Here is a 25155-nt window from a genome sequence, read left to right on the forward strand (position 1 = left end):
TCTCGGTCCTGTAAGGGTTTTCCTTATGAACGTGCCTTGACGGTGCGGCGGGCGGATTCCTATAGTGTGCGCAAGTGGCAGAAAGTGGGACGAAGTGGGTTTTCTGGCACAAAAACGATAACATTGTGGGGAATCGCAGCCGTGTTTCGCGGAGCCAACGCCGTCAGTCTCGATGCCAAGGGCCGTCTCGCTATGCCGAGCCGGTACCGTGACGAGCTCGATTCGCGTTGCAACGGCCAGCTCATCGTGACCATCGACGCTGTAGATCCTTGCCTGTGCGTTTATCCGCTCGACGAGTGGGAGCAGATAGAAGCCAAGTTGCGTGCCTTGCCATCGTTGCGTGAGGAAAACCGTCGCCTGCAGCGTCTGCTGATTGGCAACGCGGTGGACCTGGAGCTCGATGGCAGTGGTCGTTTCCTGGTGCCGCCTCGCCTGCGTGAGTACGCCCGGCTCGACAAGAAGGCGATGCTGGTGGGGCAACTGAACAAATTCCAGCTGTGGGATGAGGATGCCTGGAACGCGGTTTCGGCAGCCGACCTCGCCGCTATCCAACAACCGGGCGCCATGCCCGACGAACTGCGTGACCTGATCCTGTGACCATAGATAGCGGCTTCAACCACATTACCGTCCTGCTCGACGAAGCTGTCGAGGCACTGGCCTTGCGCGCCGACGGTTGCTATCTGGACGGCACGTTCGGGCGGGGCGGCCACAGCCGTCTCATGCTCAGTCGGCTGGGGCCGCAGGGGCGGCTGCTGGGTTTCGACAAAGATCCACAAGCGATTGCCACGGGGCAAGCGCTGGCGGCCGAAGACGGCCGCTTTGTCATTGTGCAGCGCAGCTTCGCCGAGATGGGCGATGAAGTACGCATGCGCGAGCTGCACGGCAAAGTCAGTGGTGTACTGCTCGATCTGGGCGTGTCCTCGCCACAGTTGGATGACCCTGAGCGCGGCTTCAGCTTCCTCAACGACGGTCCGCTGGACATGCGCATGAACCCCGGTCAGGGCGTCAGCGCCGCCGAATTCATTGCCTCGGCGGCAGAAGAGGACATTGCCCGGGTGTTCAAGGAATACGGCGAAGAGCGCTTCGCCAAGCGCATGGCCCGTGCCGTGGTCCAGCGCCGTGAACAGCAGCCGTTCACCCGCACCGCCGATCTGGCCGAAGTGCTCAAGGTCGCCAACCCCGCCTGGGAGAAGGGCAAGAACCCGGCCACGCGTGCTTTCCAAGGGCTGCGCATCCACGTCAACAACGAACTGGGCGATCTTGAAGCCGGCCTCGAAGCAGCGCTCGACGCATTGGAGGTGGGTGGTCGCCTGGTGGTCATCAGCTTCCATTCGCTCGAAGACCGCATCGTCAAGCTGTTCATGCGCAAGCTGGTCAAGGGCGAAGCAGACAACCTGCCGCGCAACCTGCCGGTTCAGCACAAGGCCTTCGAACCGAAGATCCGCCTGATCGGCAAGGCGCAGTTCGCCTCCGATGAAGAACTCAAGGCCAACCCGCGGGCGCGTAGCGCCGTCATGCGCGTGGCGGAGAAACTGCGGTGAGCCGGCTGTTCGCCAAGCCGCTGCCGGGCGGAAGCTTCCTGATGCTGCTGCTGTTCGTCGGTGTGCTGGGCTCGGCCATTGCCGTCTCCTACAGCGCGCACTGGAACCGCCAACTGCTCAACACCCTTTACAACGAACTCAGCGAGCGCGATAAGGCGCAAGCCGAGTGGGGCCGGCTGATTCTCGAGCAAAGCACCTGGACTGCCCACAGTCGCATCGAGAGCCTGGCGTCGGGCCAGTTGAAAATGCGTGTGCCCAATGCCGACGAAGTGCGGATGGTGACGCCATGATGAAGCTCGAGGGGGCACTGTATCCCTGGCGCTTCCGCGTCGTGGTGGGCCTGCTCGCGCTCATGGTCGGCGCCATCAGTTGGCGCATCATCGACCTTCAGGTGGTCGACCGCGACTTCCTCAAGGGCCAGGGCGATGCCCGTAGCCTGCGTCATATCCCGATTCCCGCACACCGTGGTCTGATTACCGACCGCAACGGTGAACCGCTGGCCGTCAGTACGCCGGTCACCACGTTGTGGGCCAATCCCAAGGAAATGCAGGCTTCCAAGGAGCGCTGGCCGCAGTTGGCCGCGGTGCTCGGGCAGAACCCGCAGCAACTGATCGAGCGCCTCACCCAGCAAGCCAACAAGGAATTCATCTATCTGGTCCGCGGCCTCACGCCGGAGCAGGGGCAACAGGTGCTCGACCTGAAAGTACCCGGTGTATACGGGCTGGAAGAGTTCCGTCGCTTCTACCCAGCAGGCGATGTGACCGCGCACATGGTGGGCTTCACCGACCTGGACGACCACGGCCGCGAAGGTGTCGAGCTCGCCTACGACGAGTGGCTCGCCGGCGTGCCAGGCAAGCGACAAGTGATCAAAGACCGTCGCGGACGGCTGATCAAGGACATTCAAGTGACCAAGAACGCCAAGGCCGGCAAGACCTTGGCGTTGTCGATCGACCTGCGCCTGCAATACCTGGCGACCCGCGAGCTGCGCAACGCCATCGCCGAGCAGGACGCCAAGGCCGGGAGTCTGGTGATCATGGACGTCAAGACCGGCGAGGTGCTGGCGATGGTCAACCAGCCTACCTACAACCCCAACAACCGCCGCAGCATGTTCCCGGCAGCCATGCGCAACCGCGCGATCATCGACGTGTTCGAGCCAGGCTCCACGGTCAAGCCGATCTCCATGAGTGCGGCGCTGGAAAGCGGGCGCTGGAAGCCGACCGACAAGGTCGAGGTGTATCCCGGCAGTCTGCAGATCGGTCGCTACACCATTAAAGACGTGTCCAAGAGTGAAGGGCCGATCCTCGACCTCACCGGCATCCTGATCAACTCCAGTAACGTCGGCATGAGCAAGATCGCCTTCGACATCGGCGGCGAAGCCATTTACCGGGTGATGTCGCAGGTCGGCCTGGGTCAATACACCGGCCTGGGCTTCCCGGGCGAACGGGTCGGCAACCTGCCCAATCACCGCGAATGGCGCAAGGCCGAAACGGCCACCCTGTCGTACGGCTACGGCGTGTCGGTCACCGCGCTGCAACTGGTGCATGCCTACGCCGCATTGGCCAACGACGGCAAGATGGTGCCGCTGTCGATCCTCAAGGTCGACAAACAGCCCGACACCGTCCAGGCCATTCCGAAAGAAACCGCCAAGACCATCCAAGGCATGCTGCAGCAGGTCATCGAAGCCCCGCGCGGCGTGTTCCGTGCCCAGGTGCCGTTCTATCACGTGGCCGGCAAGTCGGGCACCGCGCGTAAGGCTACCGTGGGCTCCAAGGGCTACACCGAAAATGCCTACCGTTCGCTGTTCGCCGGCTTCGGCCCGATGAGCGACCCGCGCTATGCCATCGTCGTGGTCATCGACGAGCCGGGCAAGGGCGGTTACTTCGGTGGCCTGGTATCTGCGCCGGTGTTCAGCAAGGTCATGTCCGGCACCCTGCGGTTGATGAACGTGCCGCCTGACAATCTGCCGCCGGCCAATGCCCAGCAGGCCAGTGCAGTGTCCGCCAATGGAGGGCGTGGCTGATGACGATGCCATTGAGCAAACTGTTCGCCCACGCCAGCCGCGATCCGCTGATCCGCGAGCTGACCCTCGACAGCCGTAACGTGCGCCCCGGCGATCTGTTCCTGGCGGTGCCCGGGGCCAAGCTCGACGGGCGCGTGCATATCGCCGATGCCCTGGCGCGTGGCGCAGCCGCCATTGCTTATGAAGAGCAGGGCGCCACCGTACTGCCGCTGACCGATGTTCCACTGATCCCAGTGAAGGGCCTGATTGGCCAGCTGTCGTCGATTGCCGGGCGCTTCTACGGCGAACCGAGCCGTCAGCTTGAGCTCATCGGGGTAACCGGCACCAACGGCAAGACCAGCGTCACTCAACTGGTGGCCCAGGCGCTCGACCTGCTGGGTCAGCGTTGCGGCCTGATCGGCACCCTGGGTACCGGTTTTCACGGTGAGCTGCAAAGCGGCCGACTGACCACGCCAGATCCCATCGCCGTGCAGTCGACGCTCAACGACTTGAAAAAGGCCGGCGCCAAGGCCGTGGCCATGGAGGTTTCCTCCCATGCCCTCGAACAGGGCCGGGTGGCGGCGCTGGCGTTCGACATCGCCGTGATGACCAATCTATCGCGCGATCACCTGGACTACCACGGCAGCATGCAGGCCTACGAGGCGGCCAAGGCCAAGCTGTTCGCTTGGCCGAGCCTGCGTTGTCAGGTGGTCAATCTGGACGATGACTTCGGTCGGCGCCTGGCCAAGGCCTACGCCCAGCGACCTGCTGCCGATCATATCGAGACCCGATTGCTCAGCTATAGCCTGGAAAACCGGGACGCCTCGTTGTACTGCCGCGAAGCCTGCTTCGACGACGATGGCGTGCGCGCGATCCTGGTCACTGCCCAAGGCGAGCGTACCCTGCGCAGTCAGTTGCTGGGCCGCTTCAACCTGAGCAACATGCTGGCGGCAGTGGCCACGCTGCTGGCGCTGGAGTACCCGCTGGACGACATCCTCAAGGTGATCCCGCAATTGCAGGGCCCGGTGGGTCGCATGCAGCGCCTGGGCGGCGGCGAGAAGCCGCTAGTGGTGGTCGATTACGCCCACACCCCCGACGCGCTTGAGCAGGTGCTGCAAGCACTGCGTCCGCACGCCCGGGGCCAGCTGCTTTGCCTGTTCGGCTGTGGCGGCGACCGTGACCGCGGCAAGCGTCCACTGATGGCCGAAGTGGCCGAGCGCCTGGCCGATCGGGTGCTGGTCACCGACGACAATCCACGCACTGAAGATCCGCTGAGGATCTTCGATGATATCCGTCCCGGTCTGCGCGCCGCCGACGCCGTCGAGTTCATGGGCGGTCGTGGCCAGGCCATTGCCCATTTGATCGCCAGCGCCGCTGCGCACGACGTGATTGTGCTGGCGGGCAAGGGGCACGAGGACTACCAAGAGATCAATGGCGAACGCCTGGCGTTCTCCGATTTGCTCGAAGCCGAGAAGGCCCTTTCAGCCTGGGAGGCTCCACATGCTTAAGCCAATGACACTCAGCCAGCTGACCACAGCATTGGGTGCTCATCTGGTCGGTGCCGACGCAAGCTTTACCGGCGTGAGCATCGACAGTCGTAGCGTGATGCCAGGGCAACTGTTCGTTGCGCTGGCTGGTCCGCGTTTCGACGGCCACGATTATCTGGCCGATGTAAAAACCAAGGGCGCAGTCGCGGCACTGGTCGAGCGTGAAATCGACGGTGTCGACCTGCCGCAGTTGCGCGTCGCTGACTGCCGTCTGGCACTGGGTCAATTGGGCGCGTTGAACCGTGCTGCCTTCGACAAGCCCGTGGTGGCCATTACCGGCTCCAGCGGCAAGACCACGGTCAAGGAAATGCTCGCGTGCGTCCTGCGCACGCGCGGACCGGTGCACGCGACCCGCGGCAACCTGAACAACGACCTCGGCGCACCGCTGACCCTGTTGGAAATCGCCGCAGAGCACACGGCTGCGGTGATCGAGCTGGGCGCCTCGCGGATCGGCGAAATTCGCTACACCGTCGGCCTCACCCAGCCGCAGGTGGTGATTCTGAACAATGCCGGCACCGCCCATGTAGGCGAGTTCGGCGGTCCTGAGAAAATCGTCGAGGCCAAGGGCGAAATCCTCGAAGGGCTGGGCGAGGGCGGTACTGCCGTGCTCAACCTGGACGACAAGGCGTTCCCGATCTGGCACGCGCGCGCCGGCCAGCACAAAGTGCTGAGCTTCGCCCTGAGCGACCCGCGCGCCGACTTCCACGCCAGCGACATCGGTCGCGATGCCCGTGGCTGTCCCTCGTTCACCCTGCACAGCCCGGCGGGCAGCGCGGCGGTGCAACTGAATCTGCTGGGCGTGCACAACGTCAGCAACGCCCTGGCCGCCGCTGCCGCTGCCCACGCTGTCGGCGTGAGCCTGCCGGGCATCGCGGCAGGGCTGGCGGCGGTGCAGCCGGTCAAGGGCCGTTCGGTCGCCCAGATCGCCCCGAGTGGCGTGCGGGTGATCGACGACACCTACAACGCAAATCCCACCTCGGTCTGCGCGGCCATTGATATACTCGCCGGCTTTTCCGGCCGTACCGTCCTGGTGCTCGGGGATATCGGCGAACTGGGCCAGTGGGCCGAGCAAGGCCACCGTCAGGTCGGCGAGTACGCGCAGGGCAAGATCGACGCGTTGTACGCCACCGGTACCAACATGGCCCACGCGGTCCAGGCATTTGGCGCCCATGGCCGCCATTTCGCCACACAAGCCGAGCTGATCGACGCCGTACAGGTCGAGTCCGCCGGCGATACCACTATCTTGATCAAGGGCTCGCGCAGCGCTGCGATGGAACACGTCGTGGCTGCACTGTGCGAGACCAGCGGGGAGAAACATTAATGCTGCTGCTGTTGGCTGAGTATCTGCAACAGTTCTACAAGGGCTTCGCGGTCTTCCAGTACCTGTCCCTGCGCGGGATCCTGGGCGTGCTGACTGCGCTGTCCCTGGCGCTGTGGCTGGGGCCGTGGATGATTCGTACCCTGCAAGTTCGCCAGATCGGTCAGGCCGTGCGTAACGACGGCCCGCAATCGCACCTGTCCAAATCTGGCACGCCCACCATGGGCGGCGCGCTGATCCTCTCGGCCATCGCCATCAGCACCTTGCTGTGGGCGGACCTGAGCAATCGCTATGTGTGGGTGGTGCTGATCGTCACCCTGCTGTTCGGCGCCATTGGCTGGGTCGACGATTACCGCAAGGTGATCGAGAAGAATTCCCGGGGGCTGCCAAGCCGCTGGAAATACTTCTGGCAATCGGTATTCGGCCTGGGCGCTGCGGTGTTCCTCTACATGACTGCACCCACCAGCGTCGAAACCACCCTCATTGTGCCGTTCCTCAAGGACTTCACCATCCCGCTGGGTGCCGGCTTCGTGATCCTCACCTACTTCGTCATCGTCGGCTCGAGCAACGCGGTCAACCTGACCGATGGCCTCGATGGTCTGGCGATCATGCCGACGGTGATGGTCGGCGGCGCATTGGGCATCTTCTGCTACCTGTCGGGCAACGTGAAGTTCGCCGAGTACCTGCTGATTCCCTACGTGCCGGGTTCGGGCGAACTGATCGTGTTCTGCGGCGCGCTGATCGGCGCCGGCCTGGGCTTCCTGTGGTTCAACACCTATCCGGCCCAGGTGTTCATGGGCGACGTCGGCGCGCTGGCGCTGGGCGCTGCGCTGGGCACCATCGCCGTGATCGTCCGTCAGGAAATCGTGCTGTTCATCATGGGCGGTGTGTTCGTCATGGAAACCCTGTCGGTGGTGATTCAGGTCGCCTCCTTCAAGCTCACGGGCAAGCGCGTGTTCCGCATGGCGCCGATTCATCATCACTTCGAACTCAAGGGATGGCCCGAGCCGCGGGTGATCGTCCGATTCTGGATCATCACCGTGATTCTGGTGCTGGTCGGCCTTGCCACCCTGAAACTGAGGTAAACGAGCGTGTCACTGATCGCTTCCGACCAATTCCGCATCGTTGTCGGCCTCGGCAAGAGCGGCATGTCCCTGGTTCGCTTCCTGGCGAGCCAGGGCATCGCCTTTGCGGTCGCCGACACCCGCGAGCAACCGCCGGAACTGGACACCCTGCGCCGTGACTACCCGCAGGTGGAAGTACGCTGTGGTGAGCTGGACGTCGACTTCCTGTGCCGCGCCAGCACCTTGTATGTAAGCCCCGGCCTGGCCCTGTCCACGCCAGCGCTGCAGCAGGCTGCTGCGCGCGGCGTGACGCTGTCCGGCGACATCGAGTTGTTCGCTCGTCAGGCCAAGGCGCCGATCGTGGCGATCAGCGGTTCAAACGCCAAGAGCACGGTCACCACTCTGGTCGGTGAGATGGCGGCCAAGGCCGGTAAACGCGTGGCCGTCGGCGGTAACCTCGGCACGCCAGCACTGGATCTGCTCGACGACAGCGTCGAGCTGTACGTGCTGGAACTGTCGAGCTTCCAATTGGAGACCACCGATCAGCTCAACGCTGAAGTGGCCACCGTGCTCAACATCAGCGAAGACCATATGGACCGCTACAGCGGCCTGCCGGCCTATCACCTGGCCAAGCACCGCATTTTCCGAGGTGCTCGCCAGGTGGTGGTGAACCGTCAGGACGCCTTGAGTCGGCCGCTGCCGGTCGAAGGGCGTCCCTGCTGGACATTCGGTCTCAACGCGCCGGACTTCAAGGCTTTCGGCCTGCGAGAAGCGGATGGCGAGAAGTACCTGGCGTTCGAATTTCAATCGTTGATGCCGGTGCGTGAACTGAAGATCCGCGGTGCGCACAACCAGAGCAACGCCCTGGCGGCGTTGGCCCTGGGTCATGCAGCAGGGTTGCCGTTCCAGCCGATGCTCGAGGCGCTGCGCGAATTCACCGGCTTGGCTCATCGCTGCCAATGGGTGCGCGAGCGCAACGGTGTGAACTGGTACGACGATTCCAAGGCCACCAATGTCGGTGCCGCGCTGGCGGCCATTGAAGGCCTGGGCGCAGACATCGAAGGCAAGCTGGTCCTGATCGCCGGCGGTGACGGCAAGGGTGCTGATTTCGCCGCCCTGCGCGAGCCGACCGGCCGGCATTGCCGCGCCGTGGTGCTGCTGGGTCGTGATGCCCAACGCCTGAGCGAGACGCTTGAAGGCGCGGTGCCGCTGGTGCGAGTCGCCAGCCTGGAGGAGGCCGTGCAGCGCTGCGCTGAACTCGCCGAGCCGGGCGATGCGGTGCTGCTGTCGCCTGCATGCGCCAGCCTGGACATGTTCAGGAATTTCGAAGAACGCGGGCGTCTGTTCGCCCAGGCAGCGGAGGGGCTGGCATGATTTTCGGCATCATCAAGCCGTACCCGTCGCCGCTGATCAGCGGGCGTGGCATCGACCTGGACTTCCCGCTGCTGGCCGGCTGCCTGGCGCTGCTGGGTCTGGGCCTGGTGATGATCACCTCGGCGTCGTCGGAAGTGGCTGCGGTGCAGTCGGGCAACCCGCTGTACCACATGATTCGCCACCTGGTGTACGTCGCTCTGGGCCTTGGCGCCTGCGGCGTGACCATGATGGTGCCGATCGCCACCTGGCAGCGCATGGGCTTCATGATGCTGATCGGCGCTTTCGGCCTGCTGGTGCTGGTGCTGGTGCCCGGCATTGGCCGCGAAGTGAACGGCTCGATGCGCTGGATCGGTTTCAGCTTCTTCAACGTACAGCCGTCGGAAATCGCCAAGGTGTTCGTGGTGATCTACCTGGCTGGTTACCTGGTACGCCGGCAGACCGAAGTGCGCGAGAGCTGGATGGGCTTCTTCAAGCCGTTCATCGTGCTGCTGCCGATGGCCGGCCTGCTGCTGATGGAGCCGGACTTCGGCGCCACGGTGGTGATGATGGGCGCTGCGGCCGCGATGCTGTTCTTAGGTGGGGTGGGGTTGTTCCGCTTCTCGCTGATGGTGGTACTGGCGGTGGTGGCGGTGTTCGTCCTGGTGCAGGCCCAGCCTTATCGGATGGCGCGTCTGATCACCTTCACCGACCCCTGGTCCGATCAGTTCGGTTCCGGTTACCAGCTCACCCAGGCGCTGATCGCTTTCGGTCGCGGCGAGTGGCTGGGCGTGGGCCTTGGCAACAGCGTGCAGAAACAGTTCTACCTGCCCGAAGCGCACACCGACTTCGTGTTCTCGGTACTGGCCGAGGAACTGGGTGTGGTCGGCTCGCTGTGCACCGTGGCGCTGTTCGTGTTCGTCACCATTCGCGCCCTCTACATCGGTCTGTGGGCAGAAAAGGCCAAACAATTCTTCGCTGCCTACATGGCATTCGGCCTGGCGTTCCTGTGGATTGGTCAGTTCCTCATCAACATCGGTGTGAACGTCGGTCTGCTGCCCACCAAAGGCCTGACCCTGCCGTTCCTCAGTTACGGAGGCAGTTCGCTGGTCATCTGCTGCGCCTGCGTAGGGCTGCTGCTGCGCATCGAATGGGAGAGCCGAACGCACCTGGGCAGCGAAGAGCACGAGTTCAAGGAAAGCGATTTTGCCGAGGAGACCAGTCATGGGCGCTGACGGCAAGAACGTCTTGATCATGGCCGGTGGCACTGGCGGGCACGTGTTCCCGGCGCTGGCCTGCGCGCGTGAATTCCAGGCCCGTGGCTACAGCGTGCATTGGCTGGGTACCCCTCGCGGTATCGAGAACGAGCTGGTGCCGCAGGCTGGCCTGCCGCTGCACCTGATCCAGGTCAGCGGTTTGCGCGGCAAGGGCAAGCTGTCCCTGCTCAAGGCGCCGTTTACCTTGGTCAAGGCCGTGCTGCAGGCACGGCGCATCATCCGCGAACTTCAGCCAGTATGCGTGCTCGGTTTCGGTGGCTATGTCACAGGCCCCGGCGGCGTCGCCGCGCGGTTGTGCGGTGTACCGCTGGTGATCCACGAGCAGAACGCCCGCGCTGGTACCGCCAACCGCTTGCTTGTGCCGTTGGCTGCGCGGGTCTGCGAAGCCTTCCCCGACACCTTCGAGGCCAGCGAGAAACGCCGTACCACCGGTAATCCGGTACGCCGCGAACTGTTCCTGGAGTCGCCACGCCTGCCCCTGGCCGAGCGCCGCGCACGGCTGCTGGTGCTCGGCGGTAGCCTGGGTGCGGAACCATTGAACAAATTGCTGCCTAAGGCCCTGTCCGAAGTGTCCGTCGACCTTCGTCCCGAGGTGTTCCACCAGGCCGGCAAGCAACACGCCGAGGTCACCGCCGAGCGTTATCGCGAGGCCGGGATCGAAGCCCAGGTGGAGCCCTTCATCAAGGACATGGCCCACGCCTACGGCTGGGCAGACATGGTGGTGTGTCGGGCCGGAGCCCTGACCGTCAGCGAACTCGCGGCGGCGGGCCTGCCTTCGATGCTGGTGCCTTTGCCCCACGCCATCGACGACCACCAGACCCACAACGCCCAATACCTGGCTCGGGAAGGCGCCGCCTTCCTGCTGCCACAAGCGACAACTGGCGCAGCGCAGCTCGCTGAACGCCTGAACGAGGTGCTGATGCAACCCGAGAAACTCGACACCATGGCCGGCACCGCTCGCCGCCTGGCCAAACCTGCCGCAACCAGCACCGTAGTCGACATCTGTCTGGAGGTGGCCCATGGTTGAAAGCCAGAAAGCCATGCCGCAACCCAAGATGGGCCGCATCCGCCGTATCCACTTCGTCGGTATCGGCGGCGTGGGCATGTGCGGGATCGCCGAAGTACTGCTGAACCTGGGCTACGAAGTATCCGGCTCGGACCTCAAGGCCTCGCCGGTCACCCAGCGCCTGGAGTCCTTCGGCGCCGAGATATTCGTGGGTCACCGCGCCGAAAACGCGGCCACCGCCGACGTGCTTGTGGTGTCCAGCGCCATCAATCCGGCCAACCCGGAGGTCGCCACTGCCCTGGAACGTCGTATTCCGGTAGTGCCACGCGCCGAGATGCTCGCCGAACTGATGCGCTACCGTCACGGCATCGCCGTGGCTGGCACCCATGGCAAGACCACGACCACCAGCCTGCTGGCGTCGGTGTTCGCAGCCGGTGGCCTGGACCCGACGTTCGTCATCGGGGGTCGCCTGACCGCCGCCGGCACCAATGCGCAACTGGGGACCAGCCGCTACCTGATCGCCGAGGCCGATGAAAGCGATGCCAGCTTCCTGCACCTGCAACCGATGGTTGCGGTGGTCACCAACATCGACGCCGACCATATGGCGACCTACGAAGGTGACTTCAACAAGCTGAAGAAGACCTTCGTCGAGTTCCTGCACAACCTGCCGTTCTACGGTCTGGCGGTGATGTGCCTGGACGATCAGGTGGTGCGTGAAATCCTGCCCCAGGTCAAACGTCCGACCGTCACCTACGGTTTCAGCGACGAGGCCGACATTCGCGCCATCAACGTCCGCCAGCAGGGCATGCAGACCCACTTCACCGTGCTGCGCCGCGACCGCGAGCCGTTGGAGGTGTCGGTGAACATGCCCGGCAACCACAACGTGCTCAATGCGCTGGCCACCATCGCCATCGCCACCGACGAGGGCATCAGCGACGAGGCCATCGTCCAGGGCTTGTCGGGTTTCCAGGGCGTTGGGCGACGCTTCCAGGTATACGGCGAACTGCCGGTCGAAGGTGGCAGCGTGATGCTGGTCGACGACTATGGTCATCACCCGACCGAAGTGGCGGCCGTGATCAAGGCCGTGCGTGGTGGCTGGCCGAGCCGGCGCCTGGTGATCGTCTACCAGCCGCACCGCTACAGCCGGACCCGCGATTTGTACGACGATTTCGTACAGGTGCTGGGCGATGCCAACGTGCTGCTGTTGATGGAGGTGTACCCGGCCGGTGAAGAGCCGATTCCGGGCGCCGACAGCCGTCAGCTGTGCCACAGCATCCGCCAGCGCGGCAAGCTCGACCCGATCTACATCGAGCGCGGCGCCGAACTCGCGCCCCTGGTCAAGCCGCTGCTGCGCGCCGGTGACATCCTGATCTGCCAGGGCGCCGGCGATGTCGGCGGCCTGGCGCCACAACTGATGAAAAGCCCGTTGTTCGCTGGCGCCGTCGCCCAGCAGGAGAAATCGCTGTGAGTACCGCGTACGACAAACTGCACTCCACCCTCGACATCAAGGCCTTCGGCCGGGTGGCCGTGCTCTACGGGGGCAAAAGCGCCGAGCGCGAGGTGTCGCTGAAATCCGGCGCTGCGGTGATTGAGGCACTGACGGCAGCGGGTGTGGACGTGGTGGCCATCGATGTCGGCGCCGACCTGCTCGAGCGCCTGCAGCACGAGCGGATCGATCGCGCGTTCATCATTCTGCATGGCCGTGGCGGCGAAGACGGCAGCATGCAAGGCCTGCTGGAGTGCCTGGGCATTCCGTATACCGGTAGCGGCATCCTGGCTTCGGCACTGGCCATGGACAAACTGCGCACCAAGCAGGTGTGGCAGAGCCTGGGCATTCCGACCCCGCGTCACGCCGTGCTCAGCACTGAAAACGACTGTGTCGAGGCAGGCAAGGAACTGGGCTTCCCGCTGATCGTCAAACCTGCCCATGAAGGTTCGAGCATCGGCATGGCCAAGGTGAACAACGTCGAGGAACTGGTCGCTGCCTGGCAGGACGCCGCTCGCTACGATTCCCAAGTGTTGGTGGAGCAGTGGATCCACGGTCCGGAGTTCACCATCGCGGTGCTGCGCGGCCAAGTGCTGCCACCGATCGCCTTGGGTACCCCGCACGTGTTCTACGACTACGACGCCAAGTACGTCGCCAACGACACTCAGTACCGCATTCCGTGCGGGCTGGACCGCCACAAGGAACAGGAACTGATCGACCTGACCGCGCGCGCCTGCGATGCCATCGGCATCGAGGGTTGGGGCCGTCTGGACGTGATGCAGGATGAGCAGGGCCGGTTCTGGCTGCTCGAAGTCAACACCGCACCGGGCATGACCGATCATAGCCTGGTGCCCATGGCGGCCCGCGCGGCCGGACTGGACTTCCAGCAACTGGTGCTGGCGATCCTGGCCGACAGCGTAGCGACGCGAGGTTAATCACCATGCAAGGCGCAATGATACGTCAGCAGCAACCCGTGACCGGCCGTAGCAAGCCGGTGCCGCGCGGTGCCAGCCGACTGGTGGCCGACGAGCCCGTATCGGCGCGCCTGCCTCGGCCGAACTTCGGCGGTCTCAAGCGCCTGCTGTGGCCGGTGCTGCTGGTGGCGGCCGGTTTCGGCGCCTATGAGGGGGCGATCAGGCTGATGCCCTATGCCGACCGGCCGATCACCAAGATCGCCGTGCAGGGCGACCTCAGCTACATCAGCCAGCAGGCGGTGCAGCAGCGTATTGCGCCCTACGTGGCGGCGAGCTTCTTCAGCGTCGACCTGCCGGCGATGCGCACCGAGCTCGAGCAGATGCCGTGGATCGCCCACGCCGAAGTGCGTCGGGTCTGGCCCAACGAGGTGGTGATTCGCCTCGAGGAACAACTGCCTGTCGCGCGCTGGGGCGACGAGGCCTTGCTCAACAACCAGGGCCAGGCCTTCACCCCGCGCGAGCTGGCCAACTATGAGCACCTGCCGCAGTTGTTCGGCCCGCAGCGCGCTCAGCAACAAGTCATGCAGCAGTATCAGGTACTGAGCCAGATGCTGCGTCCCCTGGGGTTCTCCATCGCTCGCCTGGAGCTGCGCGAGCGAGGCAGCTGGTTCCTGACCACGGGTGCGGGTAGCACCGGTCCAGGCATCGAGCTGCTGCTGGGACGCGATCATCTGGTGGAGAAGATGCGCCGGTTCATTGCCATTTGCGACAAGACACTCAAAGAGCAGATCGCCAACATCGCCCGCGTCGATCTGCGGTACGCCAACGGATTAGCCGTTGGCTGGCGGGAACCGATTGCACCGACGACGGCCCAACCCGCCGTTGCGAAGAATTAGAGAGAGGCAGGACCATGGCAAACGCGCATAGCGGCAAAATGATCGTCGGGCTGGACATCGGCACCTCCAAGGTCGTCGCCCTGGTGGGCGAAGTGGCGGCGGACGGCACCCTGGAGATCGTCGGGATCGGTACTCATCCGTCCCGCGGCCTGAAGAAAGGTGTGGTGGTGAACATCGAATCGACCGTGCAGTCGATCCAGCGCGCGGTGGAAGAGGCGCAGTTGATGGCGGGCTGCCGTATCCACTCGGCGTTCGTCGGCGTGGCCGGCAATCATATCCGCAGCCTGAACTCCCACGGTATCGTCGCGATCCGCGACCGCGAGGTCAGCGTCGCCGACCTGGAGCGCGTACTCGACGCCGCCCAGGCCGTGGCCATTCCTGCCGACCAGCGCGTGCTGCACACCCTGCCGCAAGACTACGTGATCGATAACCAGGAAGGCGTGCGTGAGCCCCTGGGCATGTCCGGCGTACGCCTGGAGGCCAAGGTCCACGTGGTCACCTGCGCAGTCAACGCAGCGCAGAACATCGAGAAGTGCGTGCGCCGCTGTGGCCTGGAAATCGACGACATCATCCTCGAGCAACTGGCCTCGGCCTACTCGGTGCTGACCGACGACGAGAAGGAACTGGGCGTGTGCCTGGTGGACATCGGCGGCGGCACCACCGACATCGCCATCTTCACCGAAGGCGCGATTCGTCACACCGCCGTGATTCCGATTGCAGGCGACCAAGTCACCAACGACATCGCCATGGCCCTGCGCACACCGACGCAGTACGCCGAGGAAATCAAGATCCGCTACGCCTGTGCCCTGGCCAAGCTGGCAGGTGCCGGCGAAACCATCAAGGTGCCGAGCGTCGGCGATCGTCCGCCGCGCGAACTGTCGCGCCAGGCCCTGGCCGAGGTGGTCGAGCCGCGTTACGACGAACTGTTCACCCTGATCCAGGCCGAGCTGCGCCGCAGTGGCTACGAAGACCTGGTGCCGGCCGGCATCGTCCTCACCGGCGGTACCGCGAAGATGGAAGGCGCGGTGGAGCTGGCCGAAGAAATTTTCCACATGCCGGTACGCCTTGGCGTGCCGCACAGCGTTCGGGGGCTGAGCGATGTGGTGCGCAACCCGATCTATTCAACCGGCGTGGGACTGCTCACCTACGGCCTGCACAAGCAGACCGAGGACCTGCCCCTGACCGGCAACAGCAGCAGCAACAGCTATGGCGATGAACCGAAGGCCCCGGTGCTTGAGCGCTTCAAGCGCTGGGTCCAAGGCAATTTCTAAGTTTCAAAGCAGTAGTGGTAGGCGCTAAAAAACTAGAGAACTGTAAGGAGAGGGAAAATGTTCGAGCTCGTAGACAACGTCCCGCAAAGCCCGGTCATCAAAGTGATCGGCGTCGGTGGTGGTGGTGGCAACGCCGTCAACCACATGGTCAAAAGCAACATCGAGGGTGTGGAGTTCATCTGCGCCAACACCGATGCACAGGCGCTGAAGAGCATCGGTGCACGCACCATCCTGCAACTGGGTACCGGCGTCACCAAGGGTCTGGGCGCAGGTGCCAATCCGGAAGTCGGTCGTCAGGCCGCGCTGGAAGACCGTGAGCGCATTGCCGAAGTCCTGCAGGGCACCAACATGGTGTTCATCACCACCGGCATGGGCGGCGGTACCGGTACAGGTGCAGCGCCGATCATCGCCGAAGTGGCGAAGGAAATGGGCATTCTCACCGTTGCAGTGGTGACCCGTCCGTTCCCCTTCGAAGGCCGCAAGCGCATGCAGATCGCCGACGAAGGCATTCGCATGCTGGCTGAAAGCGTCGACTCGTTGATCACCATTCCCAACGAGAAGCTGCTGACCATTCTGGGCAAGGACGCCAGCTTGCTGTCGGCGTTCGCCAAGGCGGACGATGTGCTCGCCGGTGCCGTGCGCGGTATCTCCGACATCATCAAGCGTCCCGGCATGATCAACGTCGACTTTGCCGACGTGCGCACCGTGATGGGCGAAATGGGTATGGCCATGATGGGTACCGGCTGCGCCAGCGGTCCGAACCGTGCCCGCGAGGCCACCGAAGCGGCGATCCGCAACCCGCTGCTCGAAGACGTCAACCTGCAGGGCGCCCGCGGCATCCTGGTGAACATCACCGCAGGTCCTGACCTGTCGCTGGGTGAGTACTCGGATGTGGGTAGCATCATCGAAGCCTTCGCCTCCGACCACGCAATGGTCAAGGTCGGTACCGTGATCGATCCGGACATGCGCGACGAACTGCACGTCACCGTGGTCGCTACTGGCCTGGGTGCGCGTATCGAGAAGCCGGTCAAAGTGGTGGACAACACCCTGCAGACCGCGCAACAGGTGTACGAAGCGTCCAATCCGGCACCCGTGCGTCCAGAACAGCCATCGGTCAATTACCGTGAGCTGGAGCGTCCGACCGTGATGCGCAACCAGGCTCACGCCGGTGCTGCCGCTGCGGCCAAACTCAACCCACAGGACGATCTGGATTACCTGGACATCCCGGCCTTCCTGCGTCGCCAGGCCGATTGATGGAATTTATCAGGGCTATGAGGGTGATTGGTGTTCAGCAAAGGCCGGGTCTGCTATCATTCCCAGCCTTTGTTGATACCAATTCGCAATTAGCGCTAAAGCGGCCAATGCCATGATCAGACAACGCACCCTGAAGAATACCATTCGTGCCACAGGTGTCGGCCTGCACTCCGGAGAGAAGGTCTACCTGACTCTGAAGCCGGCACCGGTGGATAGCGGCATCGTCTTCCGCCGTGCCGACCTTGACCCTGTGGTCGAGATCCCGGCACGTGCGGCCAACGTCGGCGAGACCACCATGTCGACGACGCTGGTCAACGGTGACATCAAGGTCGATACGGTCGAGCACCTGCTCTCCGCCATGGCGGGCCTGGGCATCGATAACGCCTACGTCGAGCTCTCCGCCTCGGAAGTGCCGATCATGGATGGCAGCGCCGGACCCTTCGTATTCCTGATTCAATCCGCCGGCCTGGAAGAACAGGACGCCGCCAAGAAGTTCATCCGCATCCTGCGCGAAGTGACCGTGGAGGAGGGCGACAAGCGCGCCACCTTCATGCCCTTCGACGGGTTCAAGGTGAGCTTCGAGATCGACTTCGACCATCCGGTCCTGCGCAACCGGACCCAGAGCGCCAGCGTCGACTTCTCCAGCACGTCTTTCGTCAAGGAAGTCAGCCGCGCACGCACCTTCGGCTTCATGCGCGACATCGAGTACCTGCGCCAGCATAATTTGGCGCTCGGTGGCAGCGTCGAGAACGCCATCGTGGTCGACGAGACCGGTGTGCTCAACGAGGACGGCCTTCGTTACGAAGACGAATTCGTCAAGCACAAGATCCTCGACGCCATCGGCGATCTCTACCTGCTGGGCAACAGCCTGATCGGCGAGTTCAAGGGCTACAAGTCCGGACACGCGCTGAACAACCAACTGTTGCGCAAGCTGATCGCCGAAACCGATGCCTGGGAAGTGGTCACCTTCGAAGATGCCAGCACGGCACCGATCTCCTACATGCGCCCTGTTGCGGCCGTGTAAGTTCGAACACTCTCTAGTTCATTGAGGCCACCTTCGGGTGGCCTTTTTTCATTCTGCGATCAGCTGTTGTCTGGTGCATGGGCGGCCAGACGCTCGAGCGCTGCGCGCAGTTTCGGGTCTTCGATGGCTTCGGCGGTTTCGCGCAGGCTCTGCGCGGCCTGGGGCGATAACTCACTGGCGTGTATCGGTCGTTTCGGCGCTGCCACCGGCGGCTGTACCTGGAAGCGAATGCGCTGCAGGTTGCCGAAGGCGTCCATGCCGCGCAGGGCCGTCAGCAGCCGTTTGTGTTGATAGCGCAGGCGGGTCGCCCAGTGCCCGTCAGTCACCACCAGCAGCAGGCAACCATCGCGCCACGAGGCGACATGGCAATGCTCGCGGGCGGCCGGCTGCAGTTGGCTTTCCAGCAGGCGCTGCAGGTGCTCCAGGCGCTCGGCCTGGTTGAGCAGCAGACGCAGTGGCCTGGCCTGGCGCAGCAGGGTGGCGGGGGGCTGGGCAGAAGGCGGTTTATAGGCCATCGGGGTACGCACGAGGTTACAAGATCGGCAGTCTAACAGATGGCATCGCCGACGTTGTGCGGCGTGCCTCAGCGCACCGATGCACGGGGGCAGGTGCGGCAATCGCAGCTTTCATGATCTGGCGCCTTGAACTTGGAAAAAATATCCCTATGTTAGGTAAGCCCCGCTAAAAGCGCTGTGCCAGCATCGTGGAAATCCACCACTTTCCTCACCATCGTTTCCGGGTAGAATGCTCGTTCGCATGCGGCCCAAGGGCTGCACGGGCGACTCTCGGGGCCGCCCTCCATCCCTAAGTGTGGAAGAACCAGCCGATATGTTTGCGCCTTTGTTGAAAAAACTTTTTGGAAGCAAGAACGAGCGTGAGATCAAGCGCATGCTCAAGACGGTGAGTGCCGTCAATGCCTTCGAAGAGAAGATGGTGGCCCTCTCCGACGAACAACTGCGCGGCAAGACCGCAGAGTTCAAAGAGCGCCTGGCCAAAGGCGAAACCCTCGACCAACTGCTGCCCGAAGCCTTCGCCGTGGCCCGTGAGGCCGGTAAGCGCGTCATGGGCATGCGCCACTTCGACGTCCAGTTGATCGGCGGCATGACCCTGCACGAGGGCATGATCGCCGAGATGCGTACCGGTGAGGGCAAGACCCTCGTCGGCACCCTGGCGGTGTACCTCAACGCACTGTCCGGCAAAGGCGTGCACGTGGTCACGGTCAACGACTACCTCGCCCGTCGCGACGCCAACTGGATGCGTCCGCTGTACGAGTTCCTCGGCCTGACCATCGGCATCGTCTCGGCCTTCCAGCCGCCGGAAGAAAAGCGCGCCGCTTACGCGGCCGACATCACCTACGGCACCAACAACGAATTCGGCTTCGACTACCTGCGCGACAACATGGCTTTCAGCCAGGACGAGAAGTTCCAGCGTGAGCTGAACTTCGCGGTCATCGACGAAGTGGACTCGATCCTCATCGACGAAGCGCGTACCCCGCTGATCATCTCCGGCCAGGCCGAAGACAGTTCCAAGCTGTACACCGAGATCAACCGCCTGATCCCGCGCCTGAAGCAGCACATCGAGGAGGTCGAAGGCCAGGTGACCCAGGAAGGTCACTTCACCATCGACGAGAAGAGCCGCCAGGTCGAGCTCAACGAAGCCGGTCACCAGTTCATCGAAGAAATGCTCACCCAGGTCGGCCTGCTGGCCGAGGGCGAGAGCCTGTACTCGGCGCACAACCTGGGCCTGCTGACCCACGTCTACGCCGGTCTGCGTGCCCACAAGCTGTTCCACCGCAACGTCGAGTACATCGTCCAGGACGGTCAGATCCTGCTGATCGACGAACACACCGGCCGGACCATGCCGGGTCGCCGCCTGTCCGAGGGCCTGCACCAGGCCATCGAGGCGAAGGAAAACCTGAACATCCAGGCCGAGAGCCAGACCCTGGCTTCGACCACCTTCCAGAACTACTTCCGTCTGTACACCAAGCTGTCCGGCATGACCGGTACCGCCGACACCGAAGCGTTCGAGTTCGCCCAGATCTACAGCCTCAACGTGATGGTCATTCCGCCGAACAAGCCGTTGGCGCGCAAGGACTTCAACGACCTGGTGTACCTGACCGCCGAGGAGAAGTACGCGGCGATCATCACCGACATCAAGGAGAGCATGGCCAAGGGGCGTCCCGTGCTGGTCGGTACTGCGACCATCGAGACCTCCGAGCACATGTCCAACCTGCTGCACAAGGAAGGCATCGAGCACAAGGTACTGAACGCCAAGTACCACGAGAAGGAAGCCGAGATCATCGCCCAGGCCGGTGCGCCGGGTGCGCTGACCATCGCCACCAACATGGCCGGTCGCGGTACCGACATTCTGCTGGGCGGTAACTGGGAGGCCGAAGTCGCCGCCCTGGACAACCCCACCGAAGAGCAGATCGCCCACATCAAGACCGACTGGCAGAAGCGTCACCAGCAAGTGCTGGAAGCCGGTGGCCTGCACGTGATCGCTTCCGAGCGCCACGAGTCGCGCCGCATCGACAACCAGTTGCGCGGCCGTGCTGGTCGTCAGGGCGACGCCGGTTCCAGCCGTTTCTACCTGTCGCTGGAAGACAGCCTGATGCGTATCTTCGCCTCCGATCGGGTGAAGAACTTCATGAAGGCCCTGGGCATGCAGTCCGGCGAAGCCATCGAGCATCGCATGGTCACCAACGCCATCGAGAAGGCGCAGCGCAAGGTCGAAGGCCGTAACTTCGACATCCGCAAGCAACTGCTCGAATACGACGATGTGGCCAACGAGCAGCGCAAGGTCATCTACCACATGCGTAACAGCCTGCTGGCCGCCGAGAATATTGGCGACACCATCGGCGAATTCCGCAAGGAAGTGCTGGACGCTACCATCAGCCAGCACATTCCGCCGCAATCGCTGCCTGAGCAATGGGATGTCGCCGGTCTGGAAGCGTCGCTGTCCAGTGACTTCGCCATGAAGCTGCCGATCCAGCAGTGGCTCGACGAGGACGATCACCTCTACGAGGAAACCCTGCGCGAGAAGCTGCTGAACGAAATCACCACCGCCTACACCGAGAAGGAAGACCAGGCCGGGATCGATGCCCTGCGCACCTTCGAGAAGCAGATCCTGCTGCGCGTGGTGGATGACCTGTGGAAAGACCACCTGTCGACCATGGACCACCTGCGTCACGGTATCCACCTGCGCGGCTACGCCCAGAAGAACCCGAAGCAGGAGTACAAGCGCGAGTCGTTCACCCTGTTCCAGGAGCTGCTGGAGTCGATCAAGCGCGACACCATCCGTGTGCTGTCCCACGTTCAGGTGCGCCGCGAAGATCCGGTCGAGGAAGAGGCCCGTCTGCGCCGCGAAGCCGAGGAACTGGCCAGCCGCATGCAGTTCCAGCATGCACCGGCGCCAGGCCTGGAAAGCGAGCCGTTGAGCGAAGAGGGCGCTGAGGTGGCCGTGGCTGCCGTGCCGGTTCGCAACGAGCAGAAGCTGGGTCGCAACGAGCCGTGCTGGTGTGGCTCGGGCAAGAAGTTCAAGCATTGCCACGGCCAGATCGAGTGATCTGATCCTCTCGCGGTGACGTAACATCCGGGGCCGCTTTCGCGCCCCATCGCGGCACAAGGCCGCTTCTACAGGTATTTCAAATCACTGTAGGAGCGGCCTTGTGCCGCGATGGGGCGCAAAGCGGCCCTGCTTTTCGCAATCCATTCATTTCCAAGGAGCGTTCCAATGGCTGTCGGTCTCGGTCCCCTGCCTACCCTGCACCCGGTTCCCGGTTTCGAACTCGGTATCGCCTCGGCGGGCATCAAGCGCCCCGGACGCAAGGATGTGGTGGTCATGCGCTGCGCCGAAGGCTCCAGCGTGGCCGGCGTGTTCACCCTCAACGCCTTCTGCGCGGCGCCGGTGATCCTCTCCAAGCAACGTGTCCACGGTCCTGTGCGCTACCTGCTGACCAACACCGGCAACGCCAACGCCGGTACCGGCGCGCCGGGGCTGGCCGCCGCCGAGCGCACCTGCGCCAAGCTCGCTGAGCTGGCGGGCGTGCCTGCCGAAGCGGTGCTGCCATTCTCGACCGGTGTGATCGGCGAGCCGCTGCCGGTCGAGAAGATCGAGGGCGCCTTGCAGGCGGCGCTGGACGATCTGTCGGAAAACAACTGGGCTGAAGCCGCCACCGGCATCATGACCACCGACACCTTGCCCAAGGGGGCCAGCCGCCAGTTCCAGCATGACGGCGTGACCGTCACCGTCACCGGGATCAGCAAGGGCGCGGGCATGATCCGCCCGAACATGGCCACCATGCTCGGCTACATCGCCACCGACGCCAAGGTCGCCCCGGCCGTACTCAAGGACCTGATGCTCGACGGCGCCAACAAGTCGTTCAACCGCATCACCATCGATGGCGACACCTCGACCAACGACTGCTGCATGCTGATCGCCACTGGTCAGGCCCACCTGCCGGAGGTCACCCAGGCCAGCGGCGCGCTGTTCGAGGCGCTGAAGCAGGCGGTATTTGAGGTGTGCATGGAGGTGGCGCAGGCCATCGTGCGCGACGGCGAAGGGGCGACCAAGTTCGTCACCGTGCAGGTCAACGGCGGCGGTAATCACCAGGAGTGCCTGGACGTCGGTTATGCCGTGGCCCACTCGCCGCTGATCAAGACCGCGCTGTTCGCCTCCGATCCGAACTGGGGGCGCATTCTCGCGGCCGTCGGGCGGGCGGGTGTACCGCAGTTGGACGTGAGCTTGATCGATGTCTACCTGGGGGACGTGTGTATCGCCAGCCAGGGTGGTCGCAGCCCGAGCTACACCGAGGAGCAGGGCTCGGCGGTGATGGCTCAGGAAGAGATCACCATCCGTATCGAGCTGGGCCGGGGCCAGTGCAGCGAGACGATCTGGACCACTGACCTGTCCCACGAGTACGTGAAGATCAACGCCGAGTACCGTACCTGATACACCCGGGGCCGCAGGGCGGCCCCACCTCTTCCGATCGATGGAGCCGACCCCATGAACTATCACCTGATCATCGGCGACAAGCTGTACTCCTCCTGGTCCCTGCGCGGTGCGCTGGCTCTGGAACTGGCCGGCGTGCCTTATGAGGAAACACTCGTCAAACTTAACCAGGCCGATACCTCCACGCGTCTTCTGGCCTATTCGGCCACGGGTAAAGTACCCGTACTCAAGACCGAACACGGCACCATCGCCGACTCCCTGGCCATCGCCGAGTACCTCAACGAACAGCATCCCCAGGCGCAGTTGTGGCCAGCGGACGTGGCCGCGCGCGCTCAGGCCCGCTCGGCCTGTGCGCAGATGCACAGTGGCTTCTTCGCCTTGCGCGGTGCCATGCCGTTCGACCTGTCGCGCAATCAGGCGTTGGACAGTGTGCCGCTCGACGTGCAGACCGACATCGACCGCATGGTCGCGCTGTGGTCCGAGTGCCGCCTGGTGGCCAAGGACAGCGGTCCCTTCCTGTTCGGTCGTGTGAGCCTGGCCGATGCCTTCTTCGCCCCGGTGGCCGTGCGTTTGCGCACCTATCGCGTGGCCGTGCCGGCGGAGGCTGCGGCCTACATCGAGACGATCTACAACTGGCCGGCCTTCCAGGCCTGGCAGCAAGCCGGTCTGGCGGAGCGTGCCGGATGAAGCGGGTGCATGTCGCGGCAGCCGTGATTCGCGGCGAGGATGGCCGCATCCTGATCGCCCGGCGTGCCGACTCCCAGCATCAGGGCGGCTTGTGGGAGTTTCCCGGTGGCAAGGTCGAATCGGGTGAAGACGTCGAGACGGCGCTGGCCCGTGAGCTGCGCGAGGAACTGGGCATCGAAGTCGGCGCTTCGCGTCCGCTGATCCAGGTCAGTCACGATTATCCGGACAAGCAAGTGCTGCTGGATGTGCGTGAGGTCACCGCGTTCAGCGGCCAGCCCCACGGTGCCGAGGGCCAGCCGCTGGCCTGGGTGTCGCCGCGCGAGTTGCCGCAGTACAGCTTCCCCGAGGCCAACACACCGATCGTCGCTGCAGCGCGGTTGCCCGACCGCTATCTGATCACCCCGGACGGCCTGGAAACACCGCAACTGTTGCGCGGTATTCAAAAGGCGGTGGCTGATGGCATCCGCTTGATTCAACTGCGTGCCCCGGACATGTACGACCCGCAGTACCGCGATGTGGCGGTAGATGCGGTAGGACTGTGCGCGGGCAAGGCGCAGTTGATGCTCAAGGGGCCGTTGGAGTGGCTGGGCGACTTTCCTTCCGCTGGTTGGCACCTGACTGCGGCGCAGTTGCGCAAGTACGCCGCCAAAGGTCGTCCGTTTCCCACCGACCGTTGGCTGGCGGCCTCGTGCCATGGCGCCGAGGAGCTGGAACTAGCCCGGCAGATGGGGGTGGACTTCGTCACCCTGTCGCCCGTGCAGCCGACGCAAACGCACCCCGACGCGACGCCAATCGGTTGGGGCGAAGCGCAGCGGTTGATCGCTGGGTTCGAGCATCCGGTGTTTCTGTTGGGTGGCGTCGGTCCTGAGGACCGAGCGCGTGCCTGGCAGGTGGGCGGGCAGGGTGTCGCAGGCATTCGGGCGTTCTGGCCTGAGGTCTGACGAGTTTGGCTCTGGTGCAGCAGGGCCGGGCCGCGCTGCGGCCCACGTTCTGCCGCCGCCTGCCTATCCCTGCGGTTTCTCCGCCGCTTGCCACAGCACTTCAGCAACACCCTGTCGTCTTCCGATAATCCTTGCCGCCACGAACAGCAGATCGGACAGCCGATTGATGTACGCCAACCCCACCCCTTCCAACGGCTCCAGGGCGTTGAGCTGCTGACACCGCCGCTCGGCGCTACGGGCCTGCGCCCGGCACACGTGGGCCTGGGCCACCAAGGCCGAGCCGCTGGGCAGGATGAAGTTCTTCAACGGTCCCAGTTCGTCGTTCCAGCGGTCGATGGCCGCTTCAAGTCGGCCCACCTCCGCCTGGTTCAACGCCTGGTAACTGGGCATCGCCAGTTCGCCACCGAGGTCGAACAGCCGGTGCTGGCAAGGTTCGAGCACCTCGCTCAGTTCGACCAATCCGTGTTCAGCCAGTCCCGCCAGCAGCAGGCCCAACTGGCTGTTGAGCATGTCCACCTCGCCGATGGCCTCGATGCGCGGGTGGTCCTTGGGCACGCGGCGGCCATCGCCCAGGCCGGTTTCGCCCTGGTCACCGGTGCGGGTGTAGATCTTCGACAGGCGATAGCCCAT

22 protein-coding genes are annotated in these 25155 nt (G+C 63.9%); 20 read left to right on the forward strand and 2 right to left on the reverse strand.

The window, feature by feature from the left end; genetic code table 11:
• Positions 1-141: 141 nt before the first annotated feature.
• The 16 genes from mraZ to lpxC all read left to right on the forward strand — a co-directional run bounded on the left by mraZ (position 142) and on the right by lpxC (position 17947).
• On the forward strand, positions 142-597 hold the full coding sequence (gene mraZ / locus ACK2SD_RS05620) for a division/cell wall cluster transcriptional repressor MraZ (RefSeq protein WP_029612140.1): 456 nt from the start codon (positions 142-144) through the stop codon (positions 595-597).
• Complete coding sequence (gene rsmH / locus ACK2SD_RS05625) at positions 594-1541, forward strand: 16S rRNA (cytosine(1402)-N(4))-methyltransferase RsmH (RefSeq protein WP_412461579.1); 948 nt, start codon at positions 594-596, stop codon at positions 1539-1541. The genes mraZ and rsmH overlap by 4 nt, the downstream gene beginning before the upstream one ends.
• Positions 1538-1831 (forward strand): cell division protein FtsL, encoded by a 294-nt coding sequence (gene ftsL, locus ACK2SD_RS05630; RefSeq protein WP_029612141.1) that lies wholly within the window; start codon positions 1538-1540, stop codon positions 1829-1831. Before rsmH ends, ftsL begins: the two co-directional genes overlap by 4 nt.
• Positions 1831-3561, forward strand: coding sequence for a peptidoglycan D,D-transpeptidase FtsI family protein (locus ACK2SD_RS05635; protein ID WP_162889597.1), 1731 nt, complete (start codon positions 1831-1833; stop codon positions 3559-3561). Before ftsL ends, ACK2SD_RS05635 begins: the two co-directional genes overlap by 1 nt.
• Positions 3561-5048, forward strand: coding sequence for a UDP-N-acetylmuramoyl-L-alanyl-D-glutamate--2,6-diaminopimelate ligase (locus ACK2SD_RS05640; protein ID WP_039579853.1), 1488 nt, complete (start codon positions 3561-3563; stop codon positions 5046-5048). Before ACK2SD_RS05635 ends, ACK2SD_RS05640 begins: the two co-directional genes overlap by 1 nt.
• Positions 5041-6408 (forward strand): UDP-N-acetylmuramoyl-tripeptide--D-alanyl-D-alanine ligase, encoded by a 1368-nt coding sequence (locus ACK2SD_RS05645; protein ID WP_412461580.1) that lies wholly within the window; start codon positions 5041-5043, stop codon positions 6406-6408. Before ACK2SD_RS05640 ends, ACK2SD_RS05645 begins: the two co-directional genes overlap by 8 nt.
• Entirely contained in the window at positions 6408-7490 is a 1083-nt protein-coding gene (gene mraY, locus ACK2SD_RS05650; protein ID WP_342650641.1) for a phospho-N-acetylmuramoyl-pentapeptide-transferase, read from the forward strand. The genes ACK2SD_RS05645 and mraY overlap by 1 nt, the downstream gene beginning before the upstream one ends.
• Positions 7491-7496: 6 nt before the next feature.
• On the forward strand, positions 7497-8843 hold the full coding sequence (gene murD / locus ACK2SD_RS05655; protein ID WP_412461581.1) for a UDP-N-acetylmuramoyl-L-alanine--D-glutamate ligase: 1347 nt from the start codon (positions 7497-7499) through the stop codon (positions 8841-8843).
• Positions 8840-10054, forward strand: coding sequence for a putative lipid II flippase FtsW (gene ftsW / locus ACK2SD_RS05660; RefSeq protein ID WP_039579846.1), 1215 nt, complete (start codon positions 8840-8842; stop codon positions 10052-10054). Before murD ends, ftsW begins: the two co-directional genes overlap by 4 nt.
• Complete coding sequence (murG, locus tag ACK2SD_RS05665) at positions 10044-11123, forward strand: undecaprenyldiphospho-muramoylpentapeptide beta-N-acetylglucosaminyltransferase (protein ID WP_412461582.1); 1080 nt, start codon at positions 10044-10046, stop codon at positions 11121-11123. Before ftsW ends, murG begins: the two co-directional genes overlap by 11 nt.
• Positions 11116-12570, forward strand: a complete 1455-nt coding sequence (gene murC / locus ACK2SD_RS05670) for a UDP-N-acetylmuramate--L-alanine ligase (RefSeq protein WP_412461583.1) — start codon at positions 11116-11118, stop codon at positions 12568-12570. The genes murG and murC overlap by 8 nt, the downstream gene beginning before the upstream one ends.
• Positions 12567-13523, forward strand: a complete 957-nt coding sequence (locus tag ACK2SD_RS05675; RefSeq protein WP_412461584.1) for a D-alanine--D-alanine ligase — start codon at positions 12567-12569, stop codon at positions 13521-13523. The genes murC and ACK2SD_RS05675 overlap by 4 nt, the downstream gene beginning before the upstream one ends.
• 5 nt (positions 13524-13528) lie before the next feature.
• Positions 13529-14398: a cell division protein FtsQ/DivIB gene (locus ACK2SD_RS05680; RefSeq protein ID WP_412461585.1), complete on the forward strand. Its 870-nt coding sequence runs from the start codon at positions 13529-13531 to the stop codon at positions 14396-14398.
• 14 nt (positions 14399-14412) lie between these two features.
• The gene (ftsA, locus tag ACK2SD_RS05685; RefSeq protein ID WP_039579839.1) at positions 14413-15669 is read left to right on the forward strand and encodes a cell division protein FtsA; all 1257 of its coding nucleotides are present in this window, start codon (positions 14413-14415) and stop codon (positions 15667-15669) included.
• Between the two features lie 57 nt (positions 15670-15726).
• A complete protein-coding gene (gene ftsZ, locus ACK2SD_RS05690; RefSeq protein ID WP_029612151.1) occupies positions 15727-16923 on the forward strand; it encodes a cell division protein FtsZ in 1197 nt (398 codons plus the stop codon).
• Between the two features lie 112 nt (positions 16924-17035).
• On the forward strand, positions 17036-17947 hold the full coding sequence (lpxC, locus tag ACK2SD_RS05695) for a UDP-3-O-acyl-N-acetylglucosamine deacetylase (protein WP_412461586.1): 912 nt from the start codon (positions 17036-17038) through the stop codon (positions 17945-17947).
• 59 nt (positions 17948-18006) lie between these two features.
• Here lpxC and ACK2SD_RS05700 read toward each other — a convergent pair whose 3' ends face one another.
• Positions 18007-18462, reverse strand: a complete 456-nt coding sequence (locus ACK2SD_RS05700; RefSeq protein ID WP_412461587.1) for a DUF721 domain-containing protein — start codon at positions 18460-18462, stop codon at positions 18007-18009.
• Positions 18463-18775: 313 nt separating this feature from the next.
• On the opposite strand from ACK2SD_RS05700, the gene secA reads away from it, so the two are divergent.
• From secA to ACK2SD_RS05720, 4 genes are all read left to right on the forward strand, one after another.
• Positions 18776-21511, forward strand: coding sequence for a preprotein translocase subunit SecA (gene secA, locus ACK2SD_RS05705; RefSeq protein WP_412461588.1), 2736 nt, complete (start codon positions 18776-18778; stop codon positions 21509-21511).
• A gap of 168 nt (positions 21512-21679) precedes the next feature.
• Positions 21680-22897, forward strand: coding sequence for a bifunctional glutamate N-acetyltransferase/amino-acid acetyltransferase ArgJ (argJ, locus tag ACK2SD_RS05710; protein ID WP_412461589.1), 1218 nt, complete (start codon positions 21680-21682; stop codon positions 22895-22897).
• A gap of 54 nt (positions 22898-22951) precedes the next feature.
• Positions 22952-23584 (forward strand): glutathione S-transferase family protein, encoded by a 633-nt coding sequence (locus ACK2SD_RS05715; protein WP_412461590.1) that lies wholly within the window; start codon positions 22952-22954, stop codon positions 23582-23584.
• A complete protein-coding gene (locus ACK2SD_RS05720) occupies positions 23581-24525 on the forward strand; it encodes a Nudix family hydrolase (RefSeq protein WP_039579828.1) in 945 nt (314 codons plus the stop codon). The genes ACK2SD_RS05715 and ACK2SD_RS05720 overlap by 4 nt, the downstream gene beginning before the upstream one ends.
• Positions 24526-24588: 63 nt before the next feature.
• On the opposite strand, the gene ACK2SD_RS05725 is transcribed toward ACK2SD_RS05720, so the two are convergent.
• On the reverse strand, positions 24589-25155 hold the full coding sequence (locus ACK2SD_RS05725; protein WP_039579825.1) for a cob(I)yrinic acid a,c-diamide adenosyltransferase: 567 nt from the start codon (positions 25153-25155) through the stop codon (positions 24589-24591).

Origin of the sequence: Pseudomonas sp. SC11 (genome assembly GCF_047039205.1) — a bacterium.
GTDB classification, from domain to species: Bacteria; Pseudomonadota; Gammaproteobacteria; order Pseudomonadales; family Pseudomonadaceae; genus Aquipseudomonas; species Aquipseudomonas boreofloridensis.